We start from the raw sequence: 17984 nt of genomic DNA on the forward strand, positions 1-17984 counted from the left end.
ATGAGGTCACGTCATGCATCCGGGGCCTGCCTTCATGCGCCCTTTTCGACCAGATGGCAGGCAACCTTGTGTCCCTCATAGTCCCTGAATTGCGGGGCCTCTGCCCTACAGCGTTCGGTTGCCAGCGGACAACGGGTGTGAAATTTGCAACCCGGTGGCGGATTGACCGGACTGGGAATCTCGCCGCTCAACTTGACCGCTTTTTGCCGGTGATCGGGATCAAGGGAAGGAATGGCAGAAATGAGAGCCTTGGTATAGGGGTGAAGCGGTTCGGTGAACAGAATCCGTGGCGGGGCAATTTCCACCAGACTACCCAGATACATCACCGCAACCATTTCGCACGTATGGGCAACCACAGACAGGTCGTGACTGATAAAAAGGAAAGTGAGGCCCATATCCCGCTGTAGCGACTTGAGCAGGTTGAGGATGTCCGCCTGAATGGAAACGTCAAGGGCAGCCACGCTTTCGTCAGCGACGATATAGGATGGATTGGTAACCAGCGCTCTGGCAATCGAAATACGTTGACGTTGCCCGCCGGAGAAAGCGTGAGGAAAGCGGCGCAGATGCTCCACATTGAGCCGACATTTGGCCGCGATCTCGCGAACCCGTTCGTCCGTCTCGGCTCGGGATTTGGTCAGTTTCATCACCTCAAGCGGCTCGGCGATGATGTCACGCACCGTCATGCGCGGGCTAAGCGCCGCGTAAGGATCCTGAAAGATAAGCTGCGCATTGCGACGGAAAGCCTTTTCCCGCTTGCTCGACATATGCCTCAGCTCGAATTGTTCGCCCTCCCGATCCCGAAACGTGATGCTGCCTTTCGAGATTGGAGCGGCGCGCAAGGTCGCACGGCCAAGGGTGGTCTTGCCGGATCCCGACTCCCCAACCAAACCGAAAAAGCTGCCAGAAGGAACATCGAGGCTGACATTGCCCACCGCAGTAAGGAGCGTCGGTTTGCCCAATATGGTTTTGCCAATGGGAAACTCGACCGAAAGATCCTTGATGGAAACGGCTATGGATTGCTCGCTCATGCCAGATCTCCATTCTGAGGGTCATTATTCTGTGGGTCATTGAGGAAGCAGGAAGAGACATGACCGTCCCGGATTGTCACTTGCGGCGGCTCCATTGCCGAACATTTTCCCTCAATCGCCTTTTGGCAGCGGGTATGGAAAACGCAGCCGTTCGGGCGCTCCAGTGGGCTGGGAATATCGCCCGGTACCGGCGTCAGAGGGGCATCAAGATCTTCGAGCTTCGGCAAGGCGTTGAGCAGCCCTTGTGTGTAGGGATGGGCCGGATTGTGGATCACGTCGCGCACTGGTCCTGATTCAACGATCTTGCCCAGATACATCACCGCAACACGATCCGCTGTCTGGGCGATAACTCCCAGATCATGGGTGATGAAAATCACGCCCATGTCATATTCGGCAACGATATCCTTCATCAAGTCGAGCACCTGCGCTTGAATGGTCACATCGAGCGCCGTGGTCGGCTCATCAGCGATGAGAAGGCGCGGTCGGGTCGACAATGCCATGGCAATCATGGCGCGCTGGCGCATGCCACCAGACAACTCGAAGGCATATTGTTTGAAGCGTTTGGGCGCGTCGGAAATGCCGACCTTGTCAAGCAGGTCGATGGAAAGTTCCCGGGCCTCGGATCTGGTCATTTTCCGATGCAGCATGAGCTGTTCGACCATCTGGCTGCCAATGGAAATGGCTGGGGCGAAACTTGCCATAGGCTCCTGAAAGATCATCGAAACGAGATCACCGCGCACCTTGCGCAACTGCCGGGGCGTGCGCAGGCCGAGAATGTTGATGGTCTCGCCATCCGCACTGAGCGTCATCGAGGATCCTTCACCATATCGGGTGTTATCAGCATTGAGTTTCATAAGGGAACGCGCCGTCACCGACTTGCCCGAACCGCTTTCTCCCACAAGGCCAAGGACTTCACCGGGATTGACATCGAAGGAAATATTGTCGACAGCGGTGATCTCGCCTTCGGCCGTGGCAAATTTCACTTCCAGATTTTTCACTGACAAAAGGCTCATCAACGCGTCTCCGAATAGGGGTCTGCCGCATCCCGCAACCCATCGCCGACAAAAACGAAGGCAAGCACGATGATGACGAAGATCGGAACCGGAATGAAATACCAGTGATAATTCAACAGGACATCGACCTTGGTGGCGTTCTGCAACAAGACGCCAAGCGAATTGACCGGATCCTTGAGGCCCAGCCCGATGAAACTCAGCGAGGTCTCGGCCAGCACCATATAGGGGAAGGAAATCACCAGATCGACGATGATATAGCTGGTAAAACTGGGGATCAGATGCCGCCTGATGATATGGGCTGGGCCCGCTGCGGACAGCTTGGACGCCAGCACATAGTCTGCGGTACGCTCAGCCAGAACATGCGTCCTGAGACGTCGGGCAAGCGTGCCCCAACCCAGCAGGCCAAGGATCATGGAAATGAAGGCAAAGCGCATTTCCGAGGACCATTCATCGGGGATAAAGGCGGCAAGCGCCATGAAAAGAGGGATCGTCGGTGTGGTCTTGACCGTATCCATCAGCGCCTGAAGAACAACATCCACCCAACCACCGAAAAAACCTGCCACCCCTCCGATCATGAGCGCCAGAACAAAGGAAATGAGAACCCCGATGGTGCCAACCGCAAGGCTGATGCCTATTGCATGCAAGGTGCGGGAGAAGACATCCTTGCCCGCCGCGTCGGTACCAAACAGATGAACAAAGCCATCCTCAACGCCAAAAAGACGATGCTTCATCGGAATGCCCAACATCCGATAGGGTTTCACCTCGGGCAAGAAGGTCAGATAATTGCGCTTGTCGGTCTGACGGGTCACCCAGCGAAAATTGGTATCCATGCCGCGGTAGCGTTCGACCTTGTGAATGAAGGGGTGCCAGTTACACCCGTTGTCATCACAAAATTGCGGAATTTGCGGTGCGCCATTTTCGTAATTCTTGTCCCGGCCCGCAGTCGTGGGGTCGTAGGGGCTGAGAAAGCCCGCGAAAACTCCGCAAAAAATGAAGAAAAACAACAGGAAAGCAGCAACCATTGCCGAGCGCTTTCTGGCGAACCGAGCCCAGACCAACTGCATCTGGGAGGCTGTATAATAGTCTTCCTTCTTGATCGTTCTATTCTTGAAAAATGGCATCAGAAGAATCCTCGCCGCACGCGTGGATCAATGATGGCCAATAGCAAATCCGTCACGAAATTCAGCGCCACGATCACCGCTGTCATGATGAGGATGATCGCCCCGGCCAATTGCTGGTCATTGGACTTTGCCAAGGCGTCAAGCAGAAGAGCCCCGGCATCGGTCAGCGCCAGAACAGCGGCAACAATCGGCAGATCATTGAAAATCCGGTTGAGATCGAAGCCAATGGAATTGATGACCGGCCCCAAGGCGTGCCTTGCCGGGTAGCGCATCAACAGCGACCAGCCTGAAAGACCTCTGGCCCTTGCGGCCAGCACATAAAGCTTTGATTGCTCGTCAGCCATCAGGGCGCGAACAGTCTGCAACTGGATGGCCGTTGCCGACCAGCCAAGGATCAGGATCGGCAACCATGCGTGACGCATCATGTCCAAAAACTTTGCCATGCTCCAGGGCGCATTGCGATAAGCCTCGCTGAACAGGCCGGTCAGAGTATCGTTGAAATAGATAGTGCCGATCAACATCACCGCCAGCGCCAGCATGAAATTCGGCAGGGCCAGACCCAGATAGCTGAACGCGCGCAGGCCACTGTCAAACAGGCTGTCCTTGACTCGGGCTGAAAAAATGCCAACCGGGACGGCGATGAGATAGGTGACGAACAAAGCGGCGAAGGACAGAAGCAGAGAGATGGCCATCTTGTCGCCGATGAGGTTGTTGACACCAATCCGCCAAAGGCAGCTTTCGCCCAGATCAAGCCGAAAAATAGCTTTGCTGATCCATTTCACCCACCGTTCCAGATAGGGGCGATCGAGACCCATACGCACTTCCTCGGCGTGGATATCGGCCTGGGTGATGATCTGTCCCTGGGTGGATTTGTAGGCGATATATCGTTCGGCGCAGTTGCCCGGCACCAGTTCCATCAGTGAGAAGACCACTAGCGAAACCAGCAACATCGTGGCAAGAGCCGAACTGAGCCTTATTCCGGCAAATTTTATGAAGGCTGCCATGTCTTTGCTCCGGCAAGAAGGAAGGGCTCACAAGAGCCCTCCCCGGTAATCGTTTCCTTTGTCCTTGCGACCGACTTAGTCTTTTGCAAAGAACCACTGGGTCGAGCGGTAAGGATAGGTCCGGTAATATTCATAGGACCAGGTCTTTGGCGTCTCGAAGTTTTTCAGTGCATTGGAGTGATAGATCGGATTGGGTGCCTGTACGGTGCCGATGAAGATGTAGCTATCGTTCAGGAGATCAATGATCCTGGCTCCGATCTTGTTGGAGTCTTCCGTGCCCGGCAGATAAGACTGCCATTCGGTGATCAGGTCTTTCAACTCGAAAACCCATTTTGGAGGCTCGATGCCTTCCTTGCCTTCCGAATCCATCCATTGTGACCACAACATGCCGTTGCGCAGACCAAAATAGGTGGAGAATGGAGGAATGAGTTCCTCGGCAGAGCCCTGCATCACAGCGACCGGCTGACCACGCGTCCAAGCCATGACGTCCAGCTCGTTTGCAGACTGGGCGGCACGATATTCGTCGGAGGTTACTTCCTTGATCTTGGTTTCGACGCCAACATCATTCCAGTTCTGCGCCACCAGCTCGACAACAGAAGTTGCCATGCCTTGGGTCGAGAACTGGATGTTGAGAGTGAATTTATTACCAGAGGGCAGATCACGGAAGCCGTCACCATCCTTGTCGACCATCCCGATCTTGTCCAAAGCTGACTTTGCAGCTTCCGGATCAAATTCGGTTGCAAATTTCACCTGCTCTTCGGTTGCGAAGGGAGGAACCGGATCAAACGCAATGTAGGCTTTTGGCTCGCCAAGATCGAAATAGGCAACATGGTTGATTTCTTCGCGGTTGATCGCATGGCTCATGGCCAGACGGAAGTCGCGGTTGTTGAACAAGTCGCGTTTTTCTTCATCATTGTCGGTGACGTTGAAGGAGAAGGTCGGCAGGCCGATCTGTGGGCGAAGCTCAACGGTGTATTTGCCTTTTTCCTGTCCATCAAGCAGGGCCGGAGCATCTGGCAGGGAAACGGACTGGGCTTTGTAATCCACTTCGCCATTGACCATTTTCAGGATTTTGACTTCGTTATCCGGAATGTAGGCTTCATGCAGTTCGTTGATATATGGCAACTGCTGGCCAGCGGTGTCGACCTGGAAGAAATAGGGGTTGGCAACGACCTGACGATCTTCGGTGGTGTCCTTGACAACGATCATGCTTTCAAGGGTTGGCAGAACGGCGTGATCAAGTTTTTTGGCTTTTTCTTCATCCTTGAACAGCGGAGACGGAACGTCTTTCCAGTCTGAGCCATTATAGTAGAATTTGATGACGTCGTAGCCGGTCTCGAAGCCCAGCTCTTTTGCCAGCTTGTCCGCATCCGGATTGTATTTTGGCAGATATTTGGACAAGACATGCTTTGGCTGGAATGGCTGGGCATAGTCGGTTGCGAAGTTGGACAGAAGGCCCGGTTTCGGCTCTTTCATTTTGAAAATGACGGTGACGTCATCAACCGCAACAACTTCAATTGGCTCACCGCCCGATGTCCAGAGGTCACGAGGTTTCTCGACAACGTTGGAATTCATGGTCATGTCATTATACCAGAAAGCAACGTCCTCAGCGGTGAATGGCTCGCCGTCAGACCATTTGTGACCTTTACGCAGGGTCATGGTCAGTTCAGTGAAATTCTCGTTCCATTTCCAGGATTTGGCAACGTTCGGAACGATTGTGACAAGGTCATCGGAAAATCGAACCAGGTTCACGTGACGAACAGAGAGCAGATCGGATGTGCCTGCTTCGGTCGCGTTCGACATGCCTTTGAGGACACCGCCATAAACACCGATTTCTTCGTATGGAGCAACGACAAGCGGCTCGGCTGGCAGACGATCCGCAACAGCTGGAAGTTTTTCAGGGTTACCCAGAATGCGCGCATTCAGAGCCGCAATGTCCGGATTTTCGGAGAAAGACAGGGCGCAGCTGGCTGCTTTTTCGAGTTCAGCCAGTTCAAACTGCTGAGGATATGCGCTGGTCAGACCCTGCATATCGGCAACGGTTGCCTTTGGGCAGTCGCCGGCAACTGCCGCAACAGTTGACAAAGCGAGCAAGCTTGCAGAAAGCAGAAATTTCATTGTTTATTTTCCTAAATTTCACAGCCATCGGCTGGCGAGGAATGAAAAAAATGAGCGGGCAATTGGTTTCGCCTATACGACCTCCGACCTGACAGAAATCACGCCTGTGGTCATGCCGGTCTTAGCAGAGGCTTGCAAAAGTTAAGTGACATATATTATCATTTGTAATAATCAATAACTTGAATTTATAAATCGAATTGTGAGGTCCCATGCGTCATAAACAATCGCCCTCCGTCAGGCAATTGCAGGTTTTTCTTGCCGTCATTGATGAACAGGGAGTGAGCGGGGCGGCTCGCAAGCTCGGCGTCAGCCAACCGGCTGTAACAAACATGATACAATCCCTTGAAAAAGAAATTGGAACAATCCTGTTTCGGCGCATCGGGCGCAAGATGCTTTTGACCGAGCCGGGGGACAAGGTCGCACGTGCGGCAAGGCATGCGCTGAATGAAACGAACAGGCTTCTGGATTCCGTCAAATACGCAACGGGGAACAGCGTCACACCCTTGCGGATCGGCTATTCGGCGCCTCAAATGATGCTGTCTGCGGCGCGAAAATTCAGAACCGCCCACCCTTCCGTACCACTTCAGTTTCATGCTGGCAACACGAGTACCCTGTTCGAGTTGCTTGATGACTATCAGGTGGATCTGGTCAGCATCGGCTTGTCCAGCCCGATGGAGGACTATCATTGCCAACTCTATGTGCGCCAGTCTCTCTATCTTGTCATGCGCTGCGACGATCCTTTGGCCCATCTGGATGAAATTGCCCTTGAAGCAACAGAAGGCCTGCCTTTCATCATGCGGGAGGAAGGATCCTACACGCGCAAGGTGTTTCTCGATACATGCGCCCAAAAGGGTGTAAGGACCAATATCGCGCTTGAGATCTACAGCAGGGAAGCCACCAAGGAAGCGGTTGCCCATGGCTTTGGATATGGCACGATCCCACACCGGGAAATCACTCAGGATCCTCGGTTCAAGACCATTCCCATATTGGGATGCGAGAAAATATGCGATGAATATTTCGTCTGCCGGAAAAGCGCCCTGACCTTTCCACCGGTCAAACAGTTTCTCGACATCAATTCAGTGGTGTTGAAATAGCCTGATCGATCACCAGGCTGGCGGGCGACCGCACAAGCGGGATCGGGGCCTATGCCCGGGCCTGCTGACGGACAAAGCCCTGGCGGCTCTGTGCCGGTCCAAATGCAGCCAGCCTCTAGTCGAGAATGGCAGACCGGACCGCAGACAGAATCTGCAAGGTCAGGTCCCAGTTTTCCTGCTCGCCCCGGCCTTCATGGTCGAGATATATTTCCAATCCAACATAGGCTGGACGTGTTGCTCGCCAAACCACCTCAGGCAATTCGGGCTTGGAAAGCAGATGTCCGCTGGCATGCTTGTCCTCATGCGTGTCATCCCATTCGCAAAGATCGGCGTCGCTGACCATGCGAATGGTCCTCAGACGTGCATCGGACTTCGGAAACCGGGTGTGAAAGCTCTCGCTGATCCGGTTCAGGAGATCCGGGCTGGCGCAGAAAATATCGGCGTCGGCCTCGGCTTTGAGGCGGCAGTGCAGGTCTATGAGCAACTTGCAGTGAGCCGGCATATGATCTGCGATCTGGGTATAGAGCTGTTCGTGATTGGTCAGATATTGCTCGAGCTGATCCGTCCTCGGCCGTCTGGCAGACAAGCCGGAGGCTATGCGAAACGGCGAAAACAAGGTGCGGTCCAAGTGCCGCGCGACCTCATCACCAAACGCCAGCTCTTCCTTGTGAACGCCGATCACGACGATGGTTTCAGCACTGTTCTGCAACTCACTTTCAGCTTGAAAGAGCTGCTTCAGACGCTGCCAGATCATCCCGCCCTCCCCCAGGGTTATACGCCTTTTGCAAAGGCAACATCAGAATGGCAATCAGTCCGTATAGTCCGGTCAAGGCGACCAGCAACAGATCGAACACCGCCTCCCGTAAAGATATGGCCCTCTTTTTCAGAATTGCAAAAGCAACAGCCAGACAAAGGGCATTGCCGATCAACCCCAGCCAGCCATGAAACCGGGGCATGAGTGACAGATAGCGCGTGTTGCCATCATGCAGCGGCAGCGAAAATGGCGTCGCGATCTGCCAGACCCGATCACTTGGCCTGATGTTGGCCATTGCCATTTTGCGCTCGTAGCTGTCGACGCGGTTAAAGTCCCGATCCATGACGACCGCATGCACCGTTTGCTGATCAGAATAGATGGCCGTGCGATAAAGCGGGTTGAAAATGATCTTGAGTTCCATGCTGTCAGGATCATAGTCCGGCAGTGCAAGCGGAACGAGGTCGTAGCTGCCATAGCGCATAAGATAGAGACGACCGGCTTCATCGAGCACGATTGCCAGAAACTGCCGTGACTTGTTTTCCGCGACCGATATGTGGCGAATTTTGAAGGTATCTGGCAGTGCGATCCGTTCGACTTTTGCTTGTCCGTCGCGCTTGAGCAGATGGAACAGATCATGGTTGGAATCGATGAGGAAGTAGCCCGCGTCAAAGGCCTTGAGAATGGAAACCCGGCCGAAAGTGTCAAGGACCGGGAACTGAAATCCCTTATCTGTCAAGACGTTGGTAAAGGTTTCTGTCAGCTCATCATCAAGCTTGTTCTCATCACTGTTTATGAAAGACAGATCTTTTCCGGGACGAACAATATTTTCGGGAAAGGAAAGTCGCGCACGCCCCGGATTTGACTCAAGCAGCGGGAAAAGCTGGATGCGCGGACTATGGCCTTTCAACTCGACAGGTTTGAGTTCAAGAACCAGTCGCTCCGCCTTGATGGCCGCCTTGTCGAAGCGTTGGGCGTCGATCTCGAGCGGCATCTTGCCCCAGATTTCCATGTTCTTGTAATAGATGAAAGGGATCAGCATTTCGAATTCGCGCTGACTATAGTCCTTGCCGTCCTGATCGCGATAGATGAACTGATGTCCCTCGCCAACCAATTCCTTGTAGATGAATTTCTTGATGACCGGGCTATAGAGCAACTGGGTCTTGCCAAATCGATAGTCAAAGATCATGCCGTGCAGTTGTGGCAACCATAGAGCCAGCAGAAAGACCATCACGATGAGTGAGCAGAAGCGGGCGAGATGTGCAGACATTGGTATTCGCTCCCTAGCTGCGATGACGGTAACGGTGGACCGGCAAAATAATGGCCGGGGCCATGAGCAGGGCCAACAGGATCATGACCGGCAGGGCATGGTCATATTCCTGATATCCCTTCTCGAGATAGAGAAGAGCAAGGAAAGCCAGCGACATGAGCAGATAGACAAGACGTTGGGGCACGTGCGGCTCGACCATGACAAGGGTCGCACCGAAATAGCTGACCCAACCGGCAAGAAACCACGGAGCGGCAGTCAGAAGCGCACTTGCCGCAGCCTCGGTGGGAAACCAGCCCTTGATGATGAGATAGAGGCTTGCCATGTCGATCAGCGCGATCACGCCTCCCATCAGCGCACCAAAACCGATCCAGATAAGAACCTGCAAATGGGCCTGCAAGGGAAGATGAAGCGAGAGCCGAAAGCGGTGATTGATCATCTCGGGCAAATATTGCGCAATGGCGATCACCAGACCGGTCAGCAGCGGTATATATTTGATTTCGTCATAAAGCAGTCGACGCAGTTCGAAGCTCCAGTACCAGATCATTTCCGAATGCTCGATCTGGAATTGGTGACGAATGACGATGAGCAGGTAGGCCATGCAGCACAGGTTGAGCAGTAGGACCAGCAACCAGACGCGCTTGAGTTTCAGCCATTCCTTGAGAAAGATGGATTTGATCATGGCCTAATATTTCCCGGTCAGGCCGATGAAGGCATCTTCAAGACTCATTGGCATTTCCTGCGTGAGTTTCACGCCCGGACAGGCTGCATCGAGATGATCCTGCACAGTCTGGCGCGGCTCGAAAGAAAAGAGCTTGGGCGCTTCGCCCAGCAAATCGACATTGCGGATGATATAATCTTTCTGGGGAGCCTTGTCGCCCGGCGTCTGAAAGCTGAAACAGCGGAAGCGGGCGGAGAAGTCAGCGAGCGGCATTTGCAACACCTGCCCTCCCCGCTCGAGGAAGATCACATCATCGACGAGCTTTTCCATGTCCTGCACGACGTGAGACGTGACAAAGACGGTCTTGTTGCCCTCTTGCAGAAAGCGATCAAGGAAATCCAGAAACAGGTGCCGATAACCCGCATCAAGTCCCATGGAATAGTCATCCAGGATCATCAAATCCGGGTCTTGAGCGAAGATCAGCCCAAGCACCACCTGACTGCGCTGACCGCAAGACATATTGCCGATCTTATGGTTTTTCGGCAGGCCCATCCGCTCGACCAGATCATAATAGAGATCCTTGCGCCATTTGGGATAGAAAGGCGCATAAAATGCCTCGATCTGCTCAATGGTCATGAACTCATAAGCCAGATGCCCCTCGAACAACAGGCCGATCCGGGCCCGTGTTTCGGCTCTCAGTCGATGGGACTGCTGGCCGAGAACCCGACAGATGCCGCCCGTTGGACGCAGATATCCCATCAGGATCTTGATGAGCGTGGTCTTGCCAACGCCATTTTTCCCGAGCAACGCAACCACCCGACCGTGCGGGACGGTGAAATTGAGATCGCTATAGATGCAACGGGCACCATAATGATGGGAAAGACCGCGGACTTCGATGGCAAGGTCTGTATCCTTTTCCATCATTTTTTGTCTTTCGGCTTTCCTTTGAGGGGCGTCTCGGTATCGAACTCGATTTCGGCCACATGACAGCTTGTGCAAGCGGCACCACCGCTCGAGCAATCATTGCATTTGCCGCGATTTCTCCAAAGCTTGATATAAAGATAGCCCATCGCAACGGCGACAACGATGCCGAGCGCCAAAGTGTCCCAGATCCCTGTGAAGGTGGGTGCCAGATGTGCGGCTGAATCAGCGAGCTGCGTTTGCATTTGTGCCCCCAATATTTGCCCGTTGCTTCCTCATCGAGGTGGCCTCACGCCTTGCGCTCACAAAGCCGACCACAATAAGCAGGGCAAGCGCCGACAGATAGACGATCGTCATCATGTCTATGCCGCTTATTCCTGCGGCCAGACCGATGGTATAGACAAGGCTCGAAACTGATAGTCCCAAAATCGTCGGAAAGACGATGGCGAACATCATCCAGAGATAGGAACCGGTTTGCACCTTGACCATGACCGTGGTGGCAAGGCATGGCGGATAAAGCGCAAAGAACAGGATCATGGAGACGGCCAACAGAGCGGTTGCACCTGCGGCCTGGGTTTCCGCACCCATGCGCTGTTCAAGCGTTGCATTCTGGTCTTCATCCTGCTGGAACAACACACCCAATGTGGCGACCGAGCTTTCCCGCGCAGCAAAGGAAGACAGAAGCGCAACGTTGATCTTCCAGTTGAAACCGGCATATTGGGTCACTGGCTCGATGGAGCGTCCGATCATACCAAGAAAGGAATTGGTGATGCGTTCCTCTTTCATTTCGCGGCGGATGGATTTGCGTTCACCGATCAGGTTTTTAAGTGCCTTGCCCGCATTGCGTGCCTGTTTGTCACCCTTGGGTGCCTTGACGAGCGGGAAGAATTCCGGATTGCGTTTCTCGAAGGCGTCATTGACGGCAAGAGAACTCTCCGCTCCGCTGGCATTCAGCTTGGCACGCTTGAAATCGGTGTAATAGTTGACCAGCGGCACAATATTGTCATCGCTCGCAAGAGCCGCATAGCGATTGCCTTGCATTTTTTTCTGGAAGGTCGCGATGGCTTCCAGGCCCCGCGCTTCAAACTGCTGCACAGACTGATCCGAAAGACCCGGAAATTGCAGCATCGTGAAGACGATCACGGCAACGGCAGCAACGATAGAACCAACCTTCTTGACATAGATCCAGGTCCGTTCCAGCGAGCGCCGCATGACACCGCCGACGGTTGGCATATGATAGGCTGGCAGCTCCATCACGAAAGGCGATGTTTCCTCGCCCTTGAGCACGGTCACCGTCAGAAGCTTGGAGACCAGAAGAGCAAAAATCACCGTCATTGTGGAAATGTAGAACATCATCAGGGACTTGTCTTCAACGAAGAAAATGCCCAGTAGAAGCGTATAGAGCGGCACCTTGGCCAGACAATTCATGAAAGGCACTGCGAAAATCGTTGCCATGCGGGCACGATTGTCCGGGATACCCTTGGTCGCCATGATGCCGGGGACAGCACAGCCACCGGCAAAGACTCCGCCCAGAATGAGGGGCAGCGTGCTTTGCCCATGCAGGCCGAAACGGTTCAGGACCTTGTCCAGAATAAAGGCTATCCGAGCCATGTAGCCCGAATCCTCAAGAATTGCGATGAGCGCAAAAAGAATGAGGAAGATCGGGACATAGTTCAGCAAAGTATTGGCAGAATCGACAAGCCAGAGCCCCATCGAACGAATATAGGGATCTTCCAGAAACCCGGCTGCGGGAAGAAAGCCCGAGACCAGTTCGCGGAACCAGGCCAGAATCGGCCAAGTGTAATTGGTCAGCTCATAGCCCCAGACAATGGAGATCTGATAGATGAGATAGACGGTCAGGACGAGGAAGAGCGGAGCGGCCCAGCGGTTGAGAACAAAGCGGTCGATCCGGTTCGAGATCGATTCCCCTGCCCTTTCTCCCCCTTCGACAACGCCATCCATGACAGAACGAACATATTTGTCACGCATTGCCACGACATGGTCGCTGACAGAAATCCCTTCACGCAAGAGAAAATCGCCGGCAAGATCTTCGGCCATTTGCAGAATGGTCTGCGCTTCACCCGGAGACACCACATCCTTGAGCAAGGCTGCTGCGCGGCTATCAAGCTCGAGCAATCGCAAGGCAAACCAGCGGGTTGGCAGAGACCAGTTCTGGGCCACAACCCCGATTGCCTTTTCGATTTCGGCGATAACGGGCTCTAGCACTTCATAATCGATGGCCAGCGCATCACCGTGATCGACCAGAGCCTTTTCGCCGATAACCCTGCGCAGATCATCGCGACCGGTCCCCTTGCTGCCAACCGTTTCGACGACAGGCAGACCGAGCTTTCGAGCAAGCCCTGCCACATCAATCCGGATGCCACGGGCCTTGGCCACATCGGTCATGTTGAGGGCCAGAATGGAATTCAGCCCCATTTCCAGAAGCTGGACGGTCAGTTGCAGCGAGCGTCGCAAGTTGGAGGCATCCACCACATTCACCGCAACGTCGGGTCGTTCCTTGATAAGAAAATCGCGCGCTACCCTCTCCTCCAGAGAGAAGGAGGTCAGGCTGTATGTTCCGGGAAGATCAACCGCCAGATAACTGCTGCCGGAGAAGCTGTAGCGACCATATTTCTTGTCAACCGTCACGCCGGGATAGTTCGCCACATGCTGCCGCGCTCCGGTCAGCACGTTGAAGAGCGTCGATTTTCCGGCATTCTGTTGGCCAGCCAGGGCAACCTTGATTTCCTTGCTCATTAAACCTTCCAATTCATTCCTCGATCACCTCGATGGTTGCCGCTTCTCTTCTGCGCAGACTGACATCAGTCGCGTCGAGACGAAGAGCAATCGGGTCATTGAGGGGAGCTGCGCGTAGCACCAAAACCGAAACATTAGGCATGAGCCCCAAATCGAGCAAGCGTTGGCGCACGGACCCTTCAGAATGATGACGGCGAACCACGACGCGCTTTCCGGGCTTAATATCATTTAAAGTCAATATCTTGGTCTGCCCATTTGCGGGATATTCTTTTTTCATTTTGGAACTTCGCTGCGTTTTGAGCAATCCGGTGCAGGACCCCTCCCAAAAATACAATTATCGACAGGCCGACACAAAATTGCGAATGATTACTATTTACAACAGCCAAACGTGTGAATAAAGTAAATTTTGAGAAATGTACTCATATTTATTTTCTCAGGCACCGAATTCGAGCATCTTTTGCTTTCGAATTACGCAAATACACGTACTGAATAGGTTCTTTTACCTATTCTCATCTACAAATATTAGGAGTTTTACCAGTATGAAATCGGTTTATGCACTTGCAGGACTTGGCCTGCTTGTTCTTTGCGGCACCGCTTCTGCTCATACCCCGATTTGCTCTTGCTATGACAATGGCGACGGCACCGTTCTGTGTGAAGGCGCATTTTCGGATGGCTCTTCGGCATCAGGCGTTGAAATGAGCATCCTGGACGACAAGGGCAATGTCATCCTCACAGGAAAAATGAGTGAAGACAGCGAATTCGAATTCGACAAACCTGAAGGCGATTACAAGGTCATCTTCAATGCAGGGCCTGGGCATGAAGTCGAAATAAATGGCAGCGATATCGTCGAATAGTCTGCTTTTGATAGGAACCTGGTAAGGGACCAGCTACCAGGTTAGACGACCAGCAACACATATGGACCAGTTTCAATCCGCAGCAATTTCCTTGCGCGGAAACGGGATTGTTTTGACTCACTGGCATCCCGGCAACCTATATGGGAGAGGTTTACATGAATAAAGTCCTGCTCGGCCTTGCGGCCGCAACCCTGGCGCTGACCGGCACCGCACAGGCCCATTTCCAACTGCTCTACACTCCAAAGGTCATGTTGGACAAACCGGAAGAAATCGCCCTCAAGATCATGTTCGGTCACCCGATGGAAAATGGCCATGCCATGGACATGGGACAACCAGAGGCGTTCAAGGTCATCTTCAAGGAGAAGGAAACCGACCTTCTGCCGACCCTGAAGCCAATCGTCTGGAAGGGGGCACACAATGAAGCCAAAGCCTTTGAAACCACTTATAAAGTCAAACGCAATGGCGACTATATCTTCGCTCTGAGCCCGGCCCCATATTATGAAGCGAGCGAAGACATTTATATTCAGCAATTCACGAAAAGCTACATCAACAAGAGCGGGACTCCGACTGGCTGGGAAGCCCCTGTCGGTCTGCCAACCGAAATCGTGCCCCTGAACAAGCCTTATCAGGCCTATGTGGGTGGCACTTTCACCGGACAGGTTCTCTCGGAAGGCAAACCGGCCGCTGGCATTGAATGTGAAATCGAATATATCAATCCGGCGATCGATCTGGAGGCCAACGCTTTTGCCAAGGAAGCAGACGGTCCGGTTCCCGCATCCGCGATTGTTGCCTTCACCGATGCCAATGGCCTGTTCACCTTCGGCATTCCCCGCGCTGGCACATGGGGCTTTGCCTGCATGGGCGCAGGCCCTGTAACCGAGTTCGAAGGCAAGGAATTGTCTCAGGACGCGGTTCTCTGGATCACGGCAACAGAGTTCAAATAACAGCACCGACCCTTGATTGCTCTTTGCTTCGGGCATCTTCTGCCCATCGCAAAGAGCTTTCAAGCCTTCCAAGCCTTCGCCAGACCAGCAAACAAAATCAGCAAGTAAAAAGCCACTTCAACAAAGGGTGCCGGAAGGCTTTCCCGGCCCTTTTGAAGCGCAAGACTTTGCCAAGGCTTTACATTACAGCCTCTAAACTGGCTCTCTTGCGACCGGACTTATCGCTCTATTTACCGAACCCGATTTTTATTGTGGAAAATCATTGTCGAAATCGCTGTAGTGATAAACATCCCCTGTCGTCAGGAACTTGCGTCTCTCAGCCGAGATCCGGTAATGGGATGGACTCACCCCCATATATTGCTTGAACATGCGCGAGAAGAAGTAGACGTCGTTATAGCCGACTGCCAGGGCGGTTGCGTTGACGCTCTTGCCGGTCAGCAAAATGTTCATCGCCTTTTCCATCCGCTTGAATTCCATATATTTTCTCGGCGTATATCCGATTTTGGCCTTGAAGGCCCGGCGGAAATAGTCGTCATTATAGGGGACCGAACCAATGAGGCGCTCTGCCTCGTCCTTGTCCAGCGGGTCGCGCGAGATCTGGGCTGCGATCAGCATCACATGGAGAGAAAGGGCATCCTGGCCTCCCAAATTCTGCAAGGAATCTTCGCTCCAGCGAACAAAAGCGCTATTCAGGTAAGCAAGCAGAATCACCATGAACAAATGTACCTGCTGCAAGGTCGTTGCCGAAGAAGGCGCAATAGACCGGTAATATCTGACAAGGGATTCAAGCTGCTCCCAATTGGGAAGCTGGACGACGGATTTCAGTTCCATCTGACGAATGAGATCCACATTATCAAACAGCGTCAAGGTGAAATGCTGAGCAATTCCAGTATATTGGTCGCCCGTATCGAGCCGCCCCTCAAATTTCGACCCCGCAGGAATCAGCATGGCCTCACCGCGCTGCTGCCTGACTTCCACGCCGTCCAGAAAATATTGCGCCCCACCGGTCAGACAAATGACCAGATCGTGAACATCATTGGATTTGTGTACGCTCCAAGTTGAGGAATGCCTCATCTTGATCGTTGACCTGGAAAGATTCAGGTTCAGTGAGCTCGCCGGAATTCCTTCCAAAATCGAATGTTCGTTTTTATCCATGATTTTGTTCATAATCCTTCATTCCATTCACGGACACGTCATGATGATATGCGCGAAACAAGAATACCGGAGGAAATTAGAAGACTTCCCACTCTTCTAATGATAAAACGAAAGCGCGAGCTTCATTTTTGCGCCAGAGATTGTGCACTAAAATGAACATCTCACATATCCATGTCAATATGTAGAAGCCTTTTCGTGCAATTTGCTCCGGTAAAAAGATTCGAATCCCCTCGGATTTCACCTTCTGGCAGGTGTTTCCGAAATCTTTTGACTGCTTCCGGATTTTGCGGTCCGGAAAAAGGAGCAGATCAAGTTCATGATGATGCGCTGTCAACGCAGCCATCATCCTTTTTGTTAATCTACTAACGGGAGGATAGAGCCTTGGGCGGCGAAAATCGCTATCTCGGTCTTGCCTATCTGTCACCCTATATCATTGGGTTGGCGGTCTTTACGGCTTTTCCCTTTGCTTACTCATTCTATCTGAGCTTCACGGACTATCCGCTGATGTCGCCTCCGGAATGGGTTGGCCTAGACAACTTCTATAAGCTGTTCCATCGGGACCGCACATTCGACAAGTCCCTCAGAGTGACTTTGATCTATGTGTTCTCGACGGTTCCGCTTAAACTGGTCTTTGCGTTGTTTATCGCAGTGATCCTGAACTACAAGCTGAAGGCCATCAATTTCTTCCGCACAGCCTATTATGTCCCGTCCATTCTGGGTGGTTCCATCGCGATTGCGGTGTTGTGGCGCTATGTGTTTGCCGATACGGGCCTGGTCAACATGATGATCACAGCCCTCGGCTTTGAGGCCATCAACTGGTTTGGCGACCCATTGAACGCATTGTTCACGATCACGCTGCTGCGCTGCTGGCAGTTCGGCTCGGCCATGGTTATTTTCCTTGCAGCCTTGCAGGGTGTTGACAAATCGCTTTACGAAGCGGCTGCCGTCGACAATGCCAATCCGTGGCAGATCTTCCGTCACATCACCTTGCCACTGATCACTCCCGTGATCTTCTTCAACCTGATCATGCAGAGCGTGCAGGCCTTCCAGGAATTCAACGGTCCCTACATCATCACCAATGGTGGTCCGCTGAAATCCACATACCTGCTGCCGCTCTATATTTATGACAAGGCGTTCCAGAATTTCGAAATGGGCTATGCCTCAGCGATTGCCTGGGTCCTCTTCACCATGATCATGATCTTGACCGTCGTCGCTTTCTGGTCTTCCAAAAAGTGGGTCTATTATGCCGGTGACAAAAGGAGCTGATCCCCATGAGTGTTGAAACTGCAAATAGTG

The 17984-nt window shown here is 53.0% G+C and carries 17 protein-coding genes; 4 read left to right on the forward strand and 13 right to left on the reverse strand.

Annotated features, from left to right (window positions below; all coding sequences use genetic code 11):
* Positions 1–32 precede the first annotated feature (32 nt).
* The 5 genes from ACHZB8_RS01330 to ACHZB8_RS01350 form a co-directional block, all read right to left on the reverse strand.
* Positions 33–1028, reverse strand: a complete 996-nt coding sequence (locus tag ACHZB8_RS01330) for an oligopeptide/dipeptide ABC transporter ATP-binding protein (RefSeq protein WP_316858203.1) — start codon at positions 1026–1028, stop codon at positions 33–35.
* Positions 1025–2041: an ABC transporter ATP-binding protein gene (locus ACHZB8_RS01335; protein ID WP_316858204.1), complete on the reverse strand. Its 1017-nt coding sequence runs from the start codon at positions 2039–2041 to the stop codon at positions 1025–1027. The genes ACHZB8_RS01330 and ACHZB8_RS01335 overlap by 4 nt, the downstream gene beginning before the upstream one ends.
* The gene (locus ACHZB8_RS01340; protein ID WP_316858205.1) at positions 2041–3162 is read right to left on the reverse strand and encodes an ABC transporter permease; all 1122 of its coding nucleotides are present in this window, start codon (positions 3160–3162) and stop codon (positions 2041–2043) included. The genes ACHZB8_RS01335 and ACHZB8_RS01340 overlap by 1 nt, the downstream gene beginning before the upstream one ends.
* Entirely contained in the window at positions 3162–4166 is a 1005-nt protein-coding gene (locus ACHZB8_RS01345) for an ABC transporter permease (protein WP_316858206.1), read from the reverse strand. The genes ACHZB8_RS01340 and ACHZB8_RS01345 overlap by 1 nt, the downstream gene beginning before the upstream one ends.
* Before the next feature lie 75 nt (positions 4167–4241).
* Positions 4242–6284, reverse strand: a complete 2043-nt coding sequence (locus ACHZB8_RS01350; RefSeq protein WP_316858207.1) for an ABC transporter substrate-binding protein — start codon at positions 6282–6284, stop codon at positions 4242–4244.
* Positions 6285–6493: 209 nt separating this feature from the next.
* Here ACHZB8_RS01350 and ACHZB8_RS01355 point away from each other — a divergent pair, with 209 nt between their 5' ends.
* Positions 6494–7378 carry a LysR substrate-binding domain-containing protein gene (locus ACHZB8_RS01355; RefSeq protein ID WP_316858208.1) on the forward strand — a complete coding sequence of 295 codons (885 nt, stop codon included), beginning with the start codon at positions 6494–6496 and terminating at the stop codon, positions 7376–7378.
* A gap of 115 nt (positions 7379–7493) precedes the next feature.
* Here the strand turns inward: ACHZB8_RS01355 and ACHZB8_RS01360 are convergent, their stop codons facing one another.
* The 7 genes from ACHZB8_RS01360 to ACHZB8_RS01390 are packed head-to-tail and all read right to left on the reverse strand — an operon-like array spanning position 7494 to position 14012.
* Complete coding sequence (locus ACHZB8_RS01360) at positions 7494–8132, reverse strand: hypothetical protein (protein WP_316858209.1); 639 nt, start codon at positions 8130–8132, stop codon at positions 7494–7496.
* On the reverse strand, positions 8095–9399 hold the full coding sequence (locus ACHZB8_RS01365; RefSeq protein ID WP_316858210.1) for a DUF4857 domain-containing protein: 1305 nt from the start codon (positions 9397–9399) through the stop codon (positions 8095–8097). The genes ACHZB8_RS01360 and ACHZB8_RS01365 overlap by 38 nt, the downstream gene beginning before the upstream one ends.
* Before the next feature lie 13 nt (positions 9400–9412).
* Positions 9413–10078: a hypothetical protein gene (locus ACHZB8_RS01370; protein WP_316858211.1), complete on the reverse strand. Its 666-nt coding sequence runs from the start codon at positions 10076–10078 to the stop codon at positions 9413–9415.
* A 3-nt stretch (positions 10079–10081) separates the two neighbouring features.
* Entirely contained in the window at positions 10082–10981 is a 900-nt protein-coding gene (locus tag ACHZB8_RS01375; RefSeq protein WP_316858212.1) for an ABC transporter ATP-binding protein, read from the reverse strand.
* Positions 10978–11223, reverse strand: a complete 246-nt coding sequence (locus tag ACHZB8_RS01380) for a hypothetical protein (RefSeq protein ID WP_316858213.1) — start codon at positions 11221–11223, stop codon at positions 10978–10980. Before ACHZB8_RS01380 ends, ACHZB8_RS01375 begins: the two co-directional genes overlap by 4 nt.
* The gene (gene feoB, locus ACHZB8_RS01385; RefSeq protein ID WP_316858214.1) at positions 11204–13735 is read right to left on the reverse strand and encodes a ferrous iron transport protein B; all 2532 of its coding nucleotides are present in this window, start codon (positions 13733–13735) and stop codon (positions 11204–11206) included. The genes ACHZB8_RS01380 and feoB overlap by 20 nt, the downstream gene beginning before the upstream one ends.
* A 13-nt stretch (positions 13736–13748) precedes the next feature.
* On the reverse strand, positions 13749–14012 hold the full coding sequence (locus ACHZB8_RS01390; RefSeq protein WP_316858215.1) for a FeoA family protein: 264 nt from the start codon (positions 14010–14012) through the stop codon (positions 13749–13751).
* 262 nt (positions 14013–14274) lie between these two features.
* Between ACHZB8_RS01390 and ACHZB8_RS01395 the strand changes: the two genes are divergently transcribed.
* Both ACHZB8_RS01395 and ACHZB8_RS01400 read left to right on the forward strand, forming a co-directional pair.
* On the forward strand, positions 14275–14589 hold the full coding sequence (locus ACHZB8_RS01395; RefSeq protein ID WP_316858216.1) for a hypothetical protein: 315 nt from the start codon (positions 14275–14277) through the stop codon (positions 14587–14589).
* Between the two features lie 155 nt (positions 14590–14744).
* Complete coding sequence (locus tag ACHZB8_RS01400) at positions 14745–15533, forward strand: DUF4198 domain-containing protein (RefSeq protein ID WP_316858217.1); 789 nt, start codon at positions 14745–14747, stop codon at positions 15531–15533.
* A gap of 246 nt (positions 15534–15779) precedes the next feature.
* Here the strand turns inward: ACHZB8_RS01400 and ACHZB8_RS01405 are convergent, their stop codons facing one another.
* The gene (locus tag ACHZB8_RS01405) at positions 15780–16607 is read right to left on the reverse strand and encodes an AraC family transcriptional regulator (RefSeq protein WP_316858218.1); all 828 of its coding nucleotides are present in this window, start codon (positions 16605–16607) and stop codon (positions 15780–15782) included.
* A 462-nt stretch (positions 16608–17069) separates the two neighbouring features.
* Here ACHZB8_RS01405 and ACHZB8_RS01410 point away from each other — a divergent pair, with 462 nt between their 5' ends.
* Positions 17070–17954, forward strand: coding sequence for a sugar ABC transporter permease (locus ACHZB8_RS01410; RefSeq protein ID WP_316858220.1), 885 nt, complete (start codon positions 17070–17072; stop codon positions 17952–17954).
* Positions 17955–17984: the final 30 nt, after the last annotated feature.

Source organism: uncultured Cohaesibacter sp. (genome assembly GCF_963556055.3).
GTDB lineage: Bacteria > Pseudomonadota > Alphaproteobacteria > Rhizobiales > Cohaesibacteraceae > Cohaesibacter.

What these genes read in the sequence shown, in the direction of transcription:
- feoB (WP_316858214.1), bottom strand. Translation starts at nt 13,735, where the DNA reads ATGAGCAAGGAAATCAAGGTTGCCCTGGCTGGCCAACAGAATGCCGGA.
- ACHZB8_RS01380 (WP_316858213.1), bottom strand. Translation starts at nt 11,223, where the DNA reads ATGCAAACGCAGCTCGCTGATTCAGCCGCACATCTGGCACCCACCTTC.
- ACHZB8_RS01375 (WP_316858212.1), bottom strand. Translation starts at nt 10,981, where the DNA reads ATGATGGAAAAGGATACAGACCTTGCCATCGAAGTCCGCGGTCTTTCC.
- ACHZB8_RS01400 (WP_316858217.1), top strand. Translation starts at nt 14,745, where the DNA reads ATGAATAAAGTCCTGCTCGGCCTTGCGGCCGCAACCCTGGCGCTGACC.
- ACHZB8_RS01345 (WP_316858206.1), bottom strand. Translation starts at nt 4,166, where the DNA reads ATGGCAGCCTTCATAAAATTTGCCGGAATAAGGCTCAGTTCGGCTCTT.
- ACHZB8_RS01365 (WP_316858210.1), bottom strand. Translation starts at nt 9,399, where the DNA reads ATGTCTGCACATCTCGCCCGCTTCTGCTCACTCATCGTGATGGTCTTT.
- ACHZB8_RS01335 (WP_316858204.1), bottom strand. Translation starts at nt 2,041, where the DNA reads ATGAGCCTTTTGTCAGTGAAAAATCTGGAAGTGAAATTTGCCACGGCC.
- ACHZB8_RS01350 (WP_316858207.1), bottom strand. Translation starts at nt 6,284, where the DNA reads ATGAAATTTCTGCTTTCTGCAAGCTTGCTCGCTTTGTCAACTGTTGCG.
- ACHZB8_RS01395 (WP_316858216.1), top strand. Translation starts at nt 14,275, where the DNA reads ATGAAATCGGTTTATGCACTTGCAGGACTTGGCCTGCTTGTTCTTTGC.
- ACHZB8_RS01405 (WP_316858218.1), bottom strand. Translation starts at nt 16,607, where the DNA reads ATGAGGCATTCCTCAACTTGGAGCGTACACAAATCCAATGATGTTCAC.
- ACHZB8_RS01355 (WP_316858208.1), top strand. Translation starts at nt 6,494, where the DNA reads ATGCGTCATAAACAATCGCCCTCCGTCAGGCAATTGCAGGTTTTTCTT.
- ACHZB8_RS01340 (WP_316858205.1), bottom strand. Translation starts at nt 3,162, where the DNA reads ATGCCATTTTTCAAGAATAGAACGATCAAGAAGGAAGACTATTATACA.
- ACHZB8_RS01360 (WP_316858209.1), bottom strand. Translation starts at nt 8,132, where the DNA reads ATGATCTGGCAGCGTCTGAAGCAGCTCTTTCAAGCTGAAAGTGAGTTG.
- ACHZB8_RS01370 (WP_316858211.1), bottom strand. Translation starts at nt 10,078, where the DNA reads ATGATCAAATCCATCTTTCTCAAGGAATGGCTGAAACTCAAGCGCGTC.
- ACHZB8_RS01390 (WP_316858215.1), bottom strand. Translation starts at nt 14,012, where the DNA reads ATGAAAAAAGAATATCCCGCAAATGGGCAGACCAAGATATTGACTTTA.
- ACHZB8_RS01330 (WP_316858203.1), bottom strand. Translation starts at nt 1,028, where the DNA reads ATGAGCGAGCAATCCATAGCCGTTTCCATCAAGGATCTTTCGGTCGAG.